Source organism: Streptomyces pallidus (ex Mingjun et al. 2026), assembly GCF_051550185.1.
In the GTDB taxonomy this organism is placed as follows: Bacteria; Actinomycetota; Actinomycetes; order Streptomycetales; family Streptomycetaceae; genus Streptomyces.
The window spans coordinates 436,510-449,189 of record NZ_CP196181.1; the positions used below are offsets into that span (position 1 = coordinate 436,510).

The 12,680-nt window shown below is 76.8% G+C and carries 13 protein-coding genes and 1 pseudogene; 8 read left to right on the forward strand and 6 right to left on the reverse strand.

The genetic code is table 11. The features are described from left to right. The first annotated feature begins 491 nt into the window (after positions 1-491). On the forward strand, positions 492-1,217 hold the full coding sequence (locus ACSHWO_RS02205) for an SDR family NAD(P)-dependent oxidoreductase (protein WP_438309817.1): 726 nt from the start codon (positions 492-494) through the stop codon (positions 1,215-1,217). Positions 1,218-1,256: 39 nt separating this feature from the next. Here ACSHWO_RS02205 and ACSHWO_RS02210 read toward each other — a convergent pair whose 3' ends face one another. After that, the gene (locus tag ACSHWO_RS02210; RefSeq protein WP_385839679.1) at positions 1,257-1,793 is read right to left on the reverse strand and encodes a DoxX family protein; all 537 of its coding nucleotides are present in this window, start codon (positions 1,791-1,793) and stop codon (positions 1,257-1,259) included. Between the two features lie 154 nt (positions 1,794-1,947). Between ACSHWO_RS02210 and ACSHWO_RS02215 the strand changes: the two genes are divergently transcribed. Further along, positions 1,948-3,537 carry a sensor histidine kinase gene (locus ACSHWO_RS02215; RefSeq protein ID WP_438309818.1) on the forward strand — a complete coding sequence of 530 codons (1,590 nt, stop codon included), beginning with the start codon at positions 1,948-1,950 and terminating at the stop codon, positions 3,535-3,537. Continuing rightward, a complete protein-coding gene (locus tag ACSHWO_RS02220) occupies positions 3,534-4,226 on the forward strand; it encodes a response regulator (protein ID WP_438309819.1) in 693 nt (230 codons plus the stop codon). The genes ACSHWO_RS02215 and ACSHWO_RS02220 overlap by 4 nt, the downstream gene beginning before the upstream one ends. An 81-nt stretch (positions 4,227-4,307) precedes the next feature. Here ACSHWO_RS02220 and ACSHWO_RS02225 read toward each other — a convergent pair. Next, positions 4,308-5,528: pseudogene (locus ACSHWO_RS02225) on the reverse strand (phosphatase PAP2 family protein); the annotation flags it as partial. Between the two features lie 274 nt (positions 5,529-5,802). Beyond that, positions 5,803-7,194 carry a glycosyltransferase 87 family protein gene (locus ACSHWO_RS02230; protein ID WP_438309820.1) on the reverse strand — a complete coding sequence of 464 codons (1,392 nt, stop codon included), beginning with the start codon at positions 7,192-7,194 and terminating at the stop codon, positions 5,803-5,805. 355 nt (positions 7,195-7,549) lie between these two features. Between ACSHWO_RS02230 and ACSHWO_RS02235 the strand changes: the two genes are divergently transcribed. From ACSHWO_RS02235 to ACSHWO_RS02245, 3 genes are read left to right on the forward strand one after another with little or no spacing between them, the layout of a single operon-like run. Beyond that, on the forward strand, positions 7,550-8,047 hold the full coding sequence (locus ACSHWO_RS02235) for a hypothetical protein (protein ID WP_438309821.1): 498 nt from the start codon (positions 7,550-7,552) through the stop codon (positions 8,045-8,047). Further along, positions 8,047-8,211: a molybdopterin-dependent oxidoreductase gene (locus ACSHWO_RS02240; protein ID WP_438309822.1), complete on the forward strand. Its 165-nt coding sequence runs from the start codon at positions 8,047-8,049 to the stop codon at positions 8,209-8,211. Before ACSHWO_RS02235 ends, ACSHWO_RS02240 begins: the two co-directional genes overlap by 1 nt. Beyond that, on the forward strand, positions 8,208-8,591 hold the full coding sequence (locus ACSHWO_RS02245) for a hypothetical protein (RefSeq protein WP_438309823.1): 384 nt from the start codon (positions 8,208-8,210) through the stop codon (positions 8,589-8,591). Before ACSHWO_RS02240 ends, ACSHWO_RS02245 begins: the two co-directional genes overlap by 4 nt. A gap of 19 nt (positions 8,592-8,610) precedes the next feature. Here the strand turns inward: ACSHWO_RS02245 and ACSHWO_RS02250 are convergent, their stop codons facing one another. The 3 genes from ACSHWO_RS02250 to ACSHWO_RS02260 are packed head-to-tail and all read right to left on the reverse strand — an operon-like array spanning position 8,611 to position 10,690. Continuing rightward, on the reverse strand, positions 8,611-9,366 hold the full coding sequence (locus ACSHWO_RS02250; RefSeq protein ID WP_438309824.1) for a class I SAM-dependent methyltransferase: 756 nt from the start codon (positions 9,364-9,366) through the stop codon (positions 8,611-8,613). Next, positions 9,363-9,992, reverse strand: a complete 630-nt coding sequence (locus tag ACSHWO_RS02255) for a TIGR04282 family arsenosugar biosynthesis glycosyltransferase (RefSeq protein ID WP_438309825.1) — start codon at positions 9,990-9,992, stop codon at positions 9,363-9,365. Before ACSHWO_RS02255 ends, ACSHWO_RS02250 begins: the two co-directional genes overlap by 4 nt. Next, positions 9,989-10,690: a glycosyltransferase family 2 protein gene (locus tag ACSHWO_RS02260; protein ID WP_438309826.1), complete on the reverse strand. Its 702-nt coding sequence runs from the start codon at positions 10,688-10,690 to the stop codon at positions 9,989-9,991. The genes ACSHWO_RS02255 and ACSHWO_RS02260 overlap by 4 nt, the downstream gene beginning before the upstream one ends. A gap of 114 nt (positions 10,691-10,804) precedes the next feature. On the opposite strand from ACSHWO_RS02260, the gene ACSHWO_RS02265 reads away from it, so the two are divergent. Both ACSHWO_RS02265 and ACSHWO_RS02270 read left to right on the forward strand, forming a co-directional pair. Continuing rightward, entirely contained in the window at positions 10,805-11,527 is a 723-nt protein-coding gene (locus ACSHWO_RS02265; protein WP_438309827.1) for a response regulator transcription factor, read from the forward strand. After that, positions 11,524-12,642, forward strand: coding sequence for a sensor histidine kinase (locus ACSHWO_RS02270; RefSeq protein WP_438309828.1), 1,119 nt, complete (start codon positions 11,524-11,526; stop codon positions 12,640-12,642). Before ACSHWO_RS02265 ends, ACSHWO_RS02270 begins: the two co-directional genes overlap by 4 nt. The last annotated feature ends 38 nt before the right edge of the window (positions 12,643-12,680 follow it).

Consider the following 12,680-nt stretch of genomic DNA (forward strand, 5'->3'; position numbering starts at 1 on the left):
GCGGCACTGTTCACGGCTTCCGCGCCCCTCCCTCCGTGGTGTTCTCGGCGCGGCCCGGGCTGCGGCGGGGCGGTCCGCTGTCCATGAGAGTCCACCTCAGCGGCGGCCGCCAACGCGCTCGGCCCCTGCCCCGCCCCGTCCACCCGTCCGGCCCGTTCGTCAGCTGACGAGCCAGTGGCCTTGGCCGAGGTCGTCGAGCGGTCCGGGGCGGGTCGGCCGCCAGCCCGACTGCTCGCGCGGCAGGGCCGCCGAAGCCGTCAGGTCCGGGCCGAGGAGGCCGGGCGGGAAGCCGAAGGCCGCCGACGGCCTCGGCGGTCCGCGTCGATGAGCCGGCGTCGGCGGCGCGGGACGGCGTGCCGGGGTGGACCGGGCGGAGCGGCCCGGCCCGGGCGGCGGAGATGCGGAGACGGTGGTCGGAGGCCAGGGTGATGTCCGGGGGGCGGGCTTTCGCGGTGGACCGTCGGGGGCCGCCGAGAGGACGGGGTGCGCTCATGAGCCGAATCCTGGTGACCGGTTCCGCGGAGGGCCTGGGACGCGCTGCTGCGGACGCGTTGCTCTCCGCGGGGCACGAGGTCGTGGTGCACGCCCGGAACGAAGACCGCGCCGCCGCCCTCAGCGGACTGGTGGCCCGCGGCGCGGACATCGTCGTGGGTGACTTCACCGAACGTGACGCAGTGGTGCGCATCGCCGACGAGTTGGACGCGGGGAGGCCGCTCGACGCGGTCATCCACAACGCGGGCGTGTGGAGCGGGCCGGCGGTCATGCCGGTCAACATCGTCGCACCGTACCTGCTCACGGCCCTGCTGCGCGCGCCGCGCCGGCTGGTGTACCTGAGCAGTGGCTCGCACTTCGGCGGGCACCCCTCGCTCGCCGGGGTCGACTGGCGGGGCGGGAGCGCCGGCTCGTACTCCGACAGCAAACTGTTCGTCACCGCGCTCGCGGCCGCCGTGGCCCGCCTGCGCCCCGGGGTGCTGAGCAACGCCGTGGACCCCGGCTGGGTGCCGACCAGGATGGGCGGCCCCGACGCACCGGACGACCTCGTGCTCGGCCACCGGACCCAGGCGTGGCTCGCCGCCGGGGACGACCCCGGGGCCCTCGTCACCGGTGGGTACTGGTACCACCGGCAGATGCTGGAGCCGCACCGCGCCGTTCACGACGAGGCGTTCCAGGACCTTCTCCTGCGGACACTGGCCGAGGAGACGGGCACCGCCCTCTGACCGGTCGTCCGCGGTTCGACCGGGCGTCGGCGCCGGCGGTCAGTCCTTGATCAGCAGGAGCAGGAAGGCCAGGACGACCCCGAGGCCCAACGCCGCGACCCCGTAGATCACGCGGTGGTCGCGGAGCACCGGGATGAAGTGGTCCACGGAGAAGCGGCCGGGGCCGGTGATGGCGAGCGTGGCCGCGGACGCCACGAGGAGGACCTCGTACTCGATGCCCTGCTGGCCGATCAGGTCGCCGGCCCATTTCACCGCGATCGCGTTGATCATGACCCCGACGATCGCTGCGGCGGCGAGCGGGGTGAGCAGACCGAACAGCACGCCCAGACCGCCGAGCATCTCGGAGAGTCCCGCGATCACGGCCATGGCCGTGCCCGCCGGATAGCCGGCCTTCTCGAAGAACATGCCGGTGGACGTGATCCCGGGCCCGTCGAACCACCCGAACAGCTTCTGGGCGCCGTGGACGGCCATGGTCAGGCCGAGCACGAGACGGAGCAGCGGCAGGCCGACGTCGTACGGGGTCGTCGTCGTACCGGTCGGGGGTCGGGGCGCGGGGTAGCTGGGCGCAGTGGACATCCTGGCACTTTCTTTCGGAGAAGCGGGCAAACAGGCGGATACAGGGACGTACCGGTTGGTATTGACCGCACTCAGAGCGGTGTAAACCAAGGCGGGCGCGGGCCGGGTGAGGTGCGGTTCCCGGCGGCCGGGGGCGTTTCGTAGGGTCTCGTCCATGGTTTCAGTGATCATCAGGAACCGGGCGACGGCGCCCGTGCTGTCCGCGGCGCTCCTCCTCGGGGCGATGGGCGCGGTGCGGGCGGGCGGCGCCGTCCTGTGGTGGGCGGTGCCCGCGGCGCTGTGCGCCTTCGCCGCCGGCCGGCAGCCGGGCCGGAGTCTGGGCACGGTGCTGGCCCTGACCACCGTGCTCGGCGCCGCGGTGGTGGCCGTCCTCCTGGTGCCGGCGTGGCTGGGCCTGGCGAGCAGGTTCGTGGGGCTGCTGCTGGTGGCGGCGATGCTGCCGTGGTTCACGGGCCGGTTCCTGCGCCAGTACCGCGAACTGGTGCGGGCCGGCTGGGAACGGGCCGCTCAGCTGGAACGGGAGCAGCTCCTGGTGTCCGAACAGGCCCGGCTGCGCGAGCGGACCCGCATCGCGCAGGACATGCACGACCTCCTGGGACACGACCTCAGTCTCATCGCCCTGTCTGCGGGGGCGCTGAAGTTGACCCCCGGCCTGTCCGAGGACGGCCGGGCCGCCGCCGGGGACATCCGTGCCCGGGCGGGCGCGGCCGTGGAGCGGCTCGGCGAGGTGATCGGTGTCCTGCACGGGCCGTCTGACCGGGAACCGGAGCCGGGTGGCGGTACGGGGGCGGGGCTGCCGGCACTCCGCGGTCTCGTCGACCGGGCGGCCGCGGCCGGGCTGGACGTCCGGCTGCGCGTGCAGGGCGGGGACGGGGACGGCGGGGACGCTGCGTCAATCGCTGACCGGGCCGTCCGGCGCGTCGTGCAGGAGGCACTGACGAACGTGGCCAAGCACGCGCCCGGCCACCGGGCGAGCGTCGTCGTGCGGTACGGCAAGGAGCGCATCGACCTCGCCGTGACGAACGAACCGGCACCCACCGCCCCCTCCGCAGCCTCCGGCCGCCCCGTGCCCTCCGCTCCCTCCGTGCCGTCCTCGCCCGCCCCGTCCGCCGCGGAGGCGGTCCGGCCCGGGCGTCCCTCCTCCGGCGCGGGCCACGGGTTCGGGCTCATCGGCCTGCACGAACGCGTACGCCTGGCCGGCGGCACCTTCGCCGCGGGGCCCGAGGGCAAGGGCTTCGCCGTCCGGGCCGCCCTCCCCCACGGCCCCCGGACGGCCGCCGCGCAGGGCCGCGTGGGCCGCGTCCACCTCACCGCGCCCGACGGGCCTCCCGACCCGGACGGCCGTTCCGGGGCCGGGCTGCCTCCGGAGCACCGGACCGCGAGCCGTCGGCTCGGCCGTACCGCCGTCGCGGCCGTCCTGGTGCCGCTGGGCACGGCGGTGGTCCTCGTCAGCGCGGTGCGGGCGTGGGACATCGCGACGGCCCGGCAGTCGGTCCTCGATCCGCAGGACTACGGGCGCCTGCGCCCCGGGCAGCCCCGGGCGGAGGTGGCCCCGTACCTTCCGGAACGCCAGACCACGCACCGCCCGGCAGTACCCGCGCCCGCGCCGCCGGACGCGGCCTGCGAGTTCTACGTGCAGACCGCCGACCCGTTCGACGACCGCTCCGGCGACCTCTACCGGCTCTGCTTCCGCGGCGGGCACCTGGTCTCCGCCGACACCTACACGGGGAAGGACGTCCGATGATCCGGATCCTGATCGCCGACGACGAGCCCATGATCCGCGCGGGCATCGCCGCGGTCCTCGCCGCGGACCCGGGCCTGACGGTCGTGGCCCGGGCCGCCGACGGCCGGGAGGCGGTGGAACTCGTCCGGCGCCACCGGCCGGACGTGGCCGTCCTCGACATCCGGATGCCGGGAACCGGCGGCATCGAGGCGGCCGCGGAGATCCGCCGGACCGTCCCCGAAACGGGGGTGGTGATGTTGACGACGTTCGGCGAGGACGAGTACATCCTGCGCTCCCTGAGCGACGGCGCCGCGGGCTTCCTGATCAAATCGGGTGAGCCGGAGGAACTGATCGCAGGTGTCCGGGCCGTGGCCGACGGCGCCGCCTACCTGTCACCGAAGGTCGCCGCCCGCGTCGTCGCGCACCTCGCCGCCGAGGGGGCGGGTGCGCGGGCCTCCCGCCGCTCGGCCGCCCGCGCCCGGGTGGACGCGCTGACCCCCCGCGAGCGGGACGTCCTCGGCTGCCTCGGCAGCGGTCTGTCCAACGGTCGGATCGCCCGCCGCCTGGGCCTCGCGGAGGGGACGGTGAAGGCGCACGTCAGCTCCATCCTCGCGCGGCTCGGCGTCGACAACCGGGCCGCGGCGGCCGTGACCGCGCACGAGGCCGGCATCGTCCCGGGACGCAACGCAGACACGGGACTCACGGGGTAGCCGGCGCCTGCGGCCCGGCGGTCGTACGAGGAACGCCGACGCGGCACGGACGGCCGCGGGCATCGCGAGGAGCCGTACCGCCACCGCGAGCGTCGCCCCGAGCACCGCTCCCGCGAGCACGTCGTGCGGGTAGTGCACGCCGACCAGCACCCTCAGCAGCGCGGCCGCTCCGGCCACCGGCAGCGCAACGGCCGCGACGCGCGGCCGTATCGCCGCCACGCCGACCGCCAGCGCGGCGGCCAGGGTGGCGTGGTTGCTGGGGAACGACCAGTCCCCCGGTGCGGGGCAGTCGGCGACAGCCCGCGCCGCCCATGGCACGGCGCGGCAGGGGCGGGCCTCGTCGACGAGGGCCTTCAGCGCTTCGCTGGACCCGTAGGCCAGGGCCGTGCCCGCGGCAGCCACCGCGACCCCGGCCAGGCCCCGTGCGTCACGGCCGCGCAGGACTCGCCACGCGGCCCGTGCCAGCAGCAGGCCCAGGAGGAGCAGCGTGCCCTCGCTCGCCGCCTCCAACGCCGCCCGGATCCAGGCCGGCCCGTCCGCGACGGCCCCCGCGAGGGCCCGGTACACCGCCGCGGAGGTTCCTCCCGTGACGGTGACCGGCCCACCGGTGCCTTCTGCTCCGCCGGGGGCCGGTTCTCCACCGGGGGCCAGTGCTGCCACCGCGACCGCGCCCGCTGCGATCGCCGCTCCCGCCGCGGGCAGGCGGTGTCGGGGCTGCCGCCCGTACTTCTTGATCGTTTCCATGGTCCCGACGTTAGGAACGCCGGGCCGGGGGCGCCCCGGCCGAACGGCGGCCCGTACCCCCGACGAACGTCGGGGTTGACGGCGTCGCTGCGGCGGCGCCGACGACGGCCCACCGTCAGGCCTGGGTGTAACTTGAGGCCCACCGCGGCATGGAACAGGAGGGCCGGGGACGCCGCCATGTTCACCACGCGCCCACAACGCGCCCACAGGCCTTCGTCCTTCACGGCCACGCGGAACAGCCGGGCGTCGTACCCGTGCGCGATCCGCGCCCCCCGCGGCTGCCCGCCGGGGCTCCCCATCAGGTCCGAGTTGGTGGACAGGTCCACAGCGCCACCAGCAGGCGTCCCAGCCGCTTCTGACAGGCCCGGCCGAGACCCTGCGTGCTCCGGCCCCTGCGGGCGGGCGAGGAGCCTGCGCCGCAGTCGGCGCTCCGGCTCGTCGCGCGTGAAGGTCTGGATCACCCCCCGGTCCGGCTGCGCGGTGCCGTACCGGTGGCAGGAGGAAGTCGATCCCCTCGCCGTAGTCGGACACCGGCGCTCCCGTCCCGCGCAGTTCCATCCCGGTGTCCCGTCCACGGGGCCCCGCTCGACGAGCACGACCTCCTCGTAGAAGCTTCCGCCGACCACGACGGCCGTGCCCGATCGGTGCCCCGTGACAGGTCCCCTCGCCTCCCTCGCCCGACTCCCCCGCGTCCGCGCCCGCCGGCACGCGCCCCGCACGGCCGCGTCCGGGGGAAGTGTGGCCGGGGTGCCCGCGGGCGGTGGTCGGGCCGCCCGCCGGTTCAGCCCGTCGTGTGGCGCGCGGTTCGCCACGGGCCCGGGCGGTACCGGCGTCAGCGGGCGCGGGCGGCTGCGTTCGCGCGCCGCAGCGGTGCGGAGCGCAGCGCCCAGCCGCAGGCGACGGCCAGGGCCGCGGCCGCGTAGGCGGCCGTTGCGGCGCCCGGGACCGTGCGGGCCGTGATGTAGGCGGCGGCGCCCGCGACGGCGACCCCGAGCCATTCCCAACGGCCGTCGAGGGCCACCAGGGCGACGAGGAGCAGGGCGTACCAGGAGTAGCCGGGGGTCATCAGGAGGAAGGCGGTCCCGGTGACGAGGAGGGCTCCGCTCCACGGGCGCTGCGGATCGCCCCGGCGGATCACGTACAGGCTCACGGCGAGCATGCCCGCGACCACCGCGGCGACGGCCCAGGAGTCGGGCAGGACGAGGCGCAGGAGCGCGTAGCGGTCGTGGGACGAGGGGTCCTGGTAGCCCTCCTCCGCGGCGTACCCGCCGAGGTAGCCGAGGACGGAGGACTGGGAGAGGAGGACGTACGGGAGGTAGAGCGCGGCGAGGACCGCGGCGGCCGGCAGCAGGGTGGCCGCGGCGTCGCGCGCCCGGCGCACGCCCGACAGGGCGCCGGGCAGCAGGACGGCGGGCAGGAGCTTGACGGCGGTCGCCAGGCCCAGGAGGGCTCCGCCGGCGGCCCGGTGGCGGACCGTCAGCCCGAGGGCGGCGACGGACAGCAGGACGGCGAGGGCGTCGACGTGGGCGTTGTTGACGGCTTCGACGGGGACGGCGGGGCACCAGGCCCAGTAGGCGGCGGTGCGCGGGTCGCCGCGGCGGCGCAGGATCCGCAGGAGCACCAGGGTGGTCCCGACCGCGAGGACGGCGCCGCCGACCTGGAGCGCCTTGTGGCGGACGCCGTCCGGGGAGACGGTGTGCACGAGGAGGAAGTAGAGCTCGCCGGCCGGCGGGTAGACGGTGTGGACCCGGGGGCGGTTGATGCGCGTGCAGACGTCCCCGGAGACGGGGACGAGGTCCGGTCCTCCGCAGGCGGCCCCGCCGGGGAAGAGCCAGGCGTCGCGGAGCGGGGCGAGCGCCGGATCGGCCGGGGCGTGGTCGTAGGGGGAGGTGCCGGTGGCCTGCACCCGGCCGTCCCAGGCGTAGCGGAACGAGTCGGTGCTGGTGCGGGGCGGGGCGACCAGGCCGGTGGCGGCCACGGCGACGCCCCCGGCGAGGACGAGGGCGGCGGCGTGCCGGGCGGGCACCCGGCGCAGGGCCGGGGCGGCCGCCGCGAACAGGGCCCAGCAGACGGCGTACCACCAGGACAGGCCGGCCGGGTCGGCGAAGTACCCGTCCTTGCGGACGGTGACGACGAGCACGGCGGTCAGCACGGCCAGCAGTGCCGCGGTGGCCGCCGTCGCCCGCCGGGCGGACGCGGGTGCGGTGAGGGGCGGATGGGTCACCCCGTCACCCTCGCAGCAGGAGGCGCGTCGGGGAGCCGGGCACGGCACGGCGTCCGCGATTCGTAAGGTGCCGGGACGGCCTGCGCGGCCGGTGGCCGCGGCTGTACGGGTGCACGCGCTCTCGATCCGGCCGGCGCCCGGGCCTGCCCCGTATCCGTCCGCCCGCCTTCCGCCCGCCCGCGCTCCGCCTGCCGTCGCTGCGCCCGCCCGCGCTCCGCTCTCCCGGGTCCTCGGGGCGGCTGCACGACGCGCGGACGGCGACCGCCGTCGGACGGTGGCTGGGCGCGGCGCTCGCCGTGTGCGTCCTGACCGGCTCGACCAGCCACGTCCTCCAGCACCCGCCGGGGCCGGGTCCGTGCTGCTGCACCTCGCGGTCAAGGCCCCCGACGTCCGGGCGCACCGTAGTCGCCGGTCCGCGGGTGCCCTCGCGCTGCCCGACGAAGGACGGGACGGCCCGGACCGGCGGGGGCTGCTGCCGGGGGTGGGGGCGGCCGTGGGAGCGGTGACCGTGACCACGGTCGGCCGGGCGTTCACCCCGCTGGCCCCGCTCGACGTGCTGGCGCCCCGTCACCCGGGGTACGGGCCCCAGGGCCTGCCGGTCGACCGGACGGCCGCCGCGGCGGGGGTGACCGCTGCCGCGGTCCGCGGCTGGCACCTGGAAGTGCTGGGTCCGGTGCCGTACCGGCCGTCCCTCGCCGAGCTCACGGCGCTGCCGCAGGCCGCGGCGCGGCTGTCGATCGCGGGCGTGGGAGGGTGGAGCACGGAGGCCGGGTGGAGCGGTGTGCGGATCCGCGACCTGATGGTGCGGGCCTGCGGGCGGTGTCCCTGGAAGGGCGCGGCGCGCACCGGGTGATGGAGACGGGACGGGAGTACGCGCAGGGCCCGCTCACCCTGCTCGCGCTGCGGCGGAACGGGCAGGTGCGGTCGGCCGACCACGGCCACCCGGCGCGGATCATCGCGCCGAACCGGCCCGGCGTGCTGGAGACCAGGTGGGTCGCGCGGCCGGAGGTCCTGTGAGGTCCGGGTCCGCGGTCCGCCGGGGCCTGGGCGGGCCCGGTCTGCTGCTGGCCGGCATCGGTGCGCGGCATCACGCGGCGCAGCCCCACCGGGAGGGGGTGCAGGTGTGGCTGGCGGGCGCGCTCGTGCTGCACGACGGGGTCCTCGCACCGCTGGTGCTCGCCGGGGGACTGCTGGTGGCGGCCGGACCGGCCCGGCCGGTGGTGCGCGGTGCGCTGTTCACCTGCGGGGCGTTGGTGCTGGTCGCGCTGCCGGTGCTGCTGCGGCCGGGGGCGCCACCGAACCCGTCGGCGCTCCCCCTGCCGGACGCGCGCGACCTGGCGCTGATCCGGCCGTGGCCGCGGGTGTCGTGGTCCTGCCCCGGTCCTGGCGGCGGGTGAGAGCGCCCAGGGGCCGCCGTCAGACGCCGCCCGGGGACGGAGGTCCGGGTGCGCGTACGGGTTCGCCGGGGTGCGGGCCGTGTATGAGTTCGGTGAAGTGGCGGCCGACGGCCGACCAGGTGTGGCCGGTCCGCCAGCCGGCGCCGGCGCCGGTGGCGTGGCGGGCCAGGGCCTCGGGGCCCACCCGGGCCCAGGGGAAGGCGGGGCCGGGGTCGCCGCGGCCGTCGTCGAGCCGTACCTCGCAGCGCTCGTCCACCTCGACCGCAGCGGCCTCCGCGATCAGCCGTCCGCCGGGGGCCAGGAGGGCGGCTGTGCGGCGCAGCAGGGCCGCGGGGTCGCCGCCGATGCCGATGTTCCCGTCGATGAGCAGGGCGGTGGTCCAGCGGCCTTCCCCGGGCAGGGGTCCGAACACCGACCGGCACAGGGCGGTGCCGCCCCGGCGCACCGTACGGCGGACGGCGGCGGGGCTCACGTCGACGCCGAGTGCCCGGTGGCCTCGTTCGGCCAGCGCGGCCACGAGCCGGCCCGGGCCGCAGCCGATGTCGAGGACGGTGCCGCGGCAGCGGGCGAGCACGCTCCGGTCGGCTGCGTCGGCGTCGGTGCACCAGCGTTCGACGTCCAGCGGCAGCAGCCAGCCGTCCGTCCGGCGCAGGAAGAGGGGACCCCGCCCGGCGTGCAGGGCGCGGTCGTAGGGGTCGTCGCACCATGCCGGGCCGGGGGCGGAGGGGGGGTGCGGGCCGTCGGCGGGGGCGTGCGGGTTGGCGGGGGCGGTCACAGGGTGTCCTGCGAGCCGGAGTTCAGGCGGTGGTGGAGGGCGGCGAAGCGGCCGGCCGGGGCCCGGGCGGCGACCTCGGCGGCGTCCGCGGCCGTGTCCACGTCCCGTAGGCACGGCAGGAGGCCGGTGCGGAGCCCGGCCGCGCGCAGCCGCTCGTACTGGACGGCTCCGGTCTCCGGTACGGACATGGGTACGCCGAGCAGGAGGGCGGGGTCGGGGACGGCCAGGCCCAGGGCCCAGAACCCGCCGTCGGCGGCCGGCCCGAACCAGGCGTCGCACCGGTCGAAGGCGAGGGCGGGCGCGAGGATGTCCGGTGTGACCTGGGGGGTGTCCATGCCGATGAGCAGGGCGGGGCCGGTGCAGTGGGCGAAGGCCGCGGCGAGGCGGGCGTCCAGGCCGCCGGCGCACTGGGGCAGGACCTCGAAGCCGCTGGGCAGCCACGGGCCCGGAAAGCCGTCGAGGACCAGGACATGCCGGTCGGCCGGGGTGGCGGCCACGGCGTCGAGGGTGTCGGCGAGGGCCGCCTCGGCCAGGGCCGCCGCCTCGCCGGGGGTGAACGGCGGGGTGAGCCGGGTCTTCACCCGGCCGGGCAGGGGCTGCTTGGCGATCACGAGGAGGCTGGTCATCGCGTCCCCCCGAGGGCGGCGGTGTGCGGGGGTTCGGCGAGGACCGCGCGCATGTCGCGGACGGCGTGCCAGGTGCCCCGCCAGGTGCCGGTGACCTTGGACCTGCCGGCTCGGGGCAGGTAGGGGACGTCCTCCTCGCGGACCCGCCACCCGGCGTCGGCGGCCCGGACGACCATCTGGAGCGGGTATCCGGAGCGCCGGTCGGTGAGCGCGAGGGCGAGGACGGCTTCGCGCCGCATGGCCCGCAGCGGGCCCAGGTCGTGCAGGCGCAGCCCGGTGCGGCGGCGCAGCATGTGCGCGAGGGCGAGGTTCCCGGCGCGGGCGTGCAGCGGCCAGGCGCCCGGTCCGCGGGGCCGGCGCCGGCCGAGCACGAGATCGGCCCGGCCCGCGGCGACGGCCGCGACGAAGCCGGTGAGCAGTCCGGGGTCGAGGGAGGCGTCGCAGTCGCAGAAGCAGACGAACTCGGCGTCGGAGGCGAGCAGTCCGGCGTGGCAGGCGGCGCCGAAGCCGCGCCGGGACTCCGGCACGACGGTGGCGCCGAGGGAGCGGGCGAGGTCGGCGGAGCCGTCGGTGGAGCCGTTGTCCACCACCAGGGCCCGCCACCCGGCGGGGATGCGGGCGAGGACCCAGGGCAGGGCCTCGGCCTCGTTCAGACAGGGAAGGACGACGTCCACGGTGTGTTCGGTCACGCCTGCCACCGTAGGAACTCCCGGGGGATATAACGGACATCAACCCCTTACGAAACGCGGACGTCGGAGCCGGTGCGGGGCCTCGGCGCGGCGGCGGGAGGCGGTTGGTGCGAGGCTGGGGACATGAGTACGCCCCCACCCCCCGCCCGGATCCTCGTCGTCGACGACGATCCGACCGTCGCCGAGGTCGTCACCGGCTACCTGCACCGGGCCGGCCACGCCGTCGAACACGCCGCCGACGGCCCCGCCGCCCTGGCCCGCGTCGCCCGGGAACGGCCCGACCTGGTCGTCCTGGACCTGATGCTGCCGGGCATCGACGGGCTGGAGGTGTGCCGCCGCCTGCGCGCCGACGGCCCCCTGCCGGTGATCATGCTGACCGCCCGCGGGGACGAGGACGACCGGATCACCGGCTTGGAACTGGGCGCGGACGACTACGTCACCAAGCCGTTCAGCCCCCGCGAGCTGGTCCTGAGGGTCGAGTCCGTACTGCGTCGCAGCCGCACCGCGGTGGCGGCGGAGCCGGGGCCGGCCGTCCTGTACGGGGGCGGCATCCGGTTGGACCGGGAGACCCGCCAGGCCTCCAGGAACGGCGAGGTGCTCGCGCTCACCCTGCGGGAGTTCGACCTGCTCGCGCACTTCCTCGCGCGTCCGGGAAGGGCACACGGCCGGGAGGAGCTGATGCGGGAGGTGTGGGGCTGGGACTTCGGGGACCTGTCCACCGTCACCGTCCACGTGCGCCGGCTGCGGGCCAAGATCGAGGACGATCCGGCGGCGCCGCGGCTCATCCGGACCGTCTGGGGCGTCGGCTACCGCTTCGACGCGCCGGGCGAGGAGACGACGCCGTGAACGACGTCCTGCTGATCGCCGTGTTCGCCTTCGGCGGTGCGGCCGGGGCGGGCGCGCTCGGGGCACTGGCGCTGCGGCTGCTCCGCCACCGGTCGGTCGCCGTGTCGCTGGCCGTGGTCGCCGCGGTCACGGTCACGGCCATGCTCGCCGGCACGCTCGCCGTGGCGTGGGCGATGTTCCTTTCGCCGCACGACCTGACCGTCGTCACCCTCGTCGTGGCCATGGCAGCCGTCGTCTCGCTGGCCACCGCACTGCTGCTCGGCCGCTGGGTCGTCGCCCGCAGCCGGGACCTCGCCCTGGCCGCCCGGGACTTCGGCGAGGGCGGCACGTTCGCCGCCCCGGCGGCCAGGGCCACGGCGGAACTCGCCGAGCTCAGCCGTGAGCTGGCCGCCACCAGCGCCCGCCTCGCCGACTCCCGGGACCGCGAGCGCGCCCTGGAGACCTCGCGGCGCGAGCTGGTCGCCTGGATCTCCCACGACCTGCGGACCCCGCTGGCCGGGCTGCGGGCCATGGCGGAGGCGCTGGAGGACGGCGTGGCCGCCGATCCCGCCCGCTACCACCGGCAGATCCGCACGGAGGTGGCACGCCTCGACGCCATGGTCGGCGACCTGTTCGAGCTGTCCCGCATCCACGCCGGCGCCCTGGAGCTGGCCCGCAGCCGGGTCTCCCTGCGGGACCTGGCGGCCGACGCCCTGCTGGGCGCCGACCCGCTCGCCCGGGAACGCGGCGTACGGCTGCTCGGCGAGGACATCGCGCACGTGCCCGTCGAGGTGGACGGCAAGGAGATGACCAGGGTCCTGGCCAACCTCCTCGTCAACGCCATCCGGCACACCCCGGCCGACGGCACCGTCGCCGTGCGCGTCGACCGGCGCGAGGAGGGCGTCGTGCTGTCCGTCTCGGACGGCTGCGGCGGCATCCCCGAGGAGGACCTGCCGAGGGTCTTCGACACCGGGTGGCGCGGCAGTCCGGCCCGGACGCCCCCGGCCGGTGCCGGGCTCGGGCTGGCGATCGTCCGCGGCATCGTCGAAGCCCACGCGGGGCGCGCCGAGGTCCGCAACGTGCCCGGCGGCTGCCGCTTCGAGGTGACCCTGCCGCTCGCCGGGGCGGGCGGCTGACCATGGGGCCGCGCCCGCTGCCGCCCGTTCGGCGCCCG

Coding starts and splice junctions, on each gene's coding strand:
- ACSHWO_RS02255 (WP_438309825.1), bottom strand. CDS start 9,992: ATGACCAGCCTCCTCGTGATCGCCAAGCAGCCCCTGCCCGGCCGGGTG.
- ACSHWO_RS02265 (WP_438309827.1), top strand. CDS start 10,805: ATGAGTACGCCCCCACCCCCCGCCCGGATCCTCGTCGTCGACGACGAT.
- ACSHWO_RS02220 (WP_438309819.1), top strand. CDS start 3,534: ATGATCCGGATCCTGATCGCCGACGACGAGCCCATGATCCGCGCGGGC.
- ACSHWO_RS02210 (WP_385839679.1), bottom strand. CDS start 1,793: ATGTCCACTGCGCCCAGCTACCCCGCGCCCCGACCCCCGACCGGTACG.
- ACSHWO_RS02215 (WP_438309818.1), top strand. CDS start 1,948: ATGGTTTCAGTGATCATCAGGAACCGGGCGACGGCGCCCGTGCTGTCC.
- ACSHWO_RS02205 (WP_438309817.1), top strand. CDS start 492: ATGAGCCGAATCCTGGTGACCGGTTCCGCGGAGGGCCTGGGACGCGCT.
- ACSHWO_RS02240 (WP_438309822.1), top strand. CDS start 8,047: ATGGAGACGGGACGGGAGTACGCGCAGGGCCCGCTCACCCTGCTCGCG.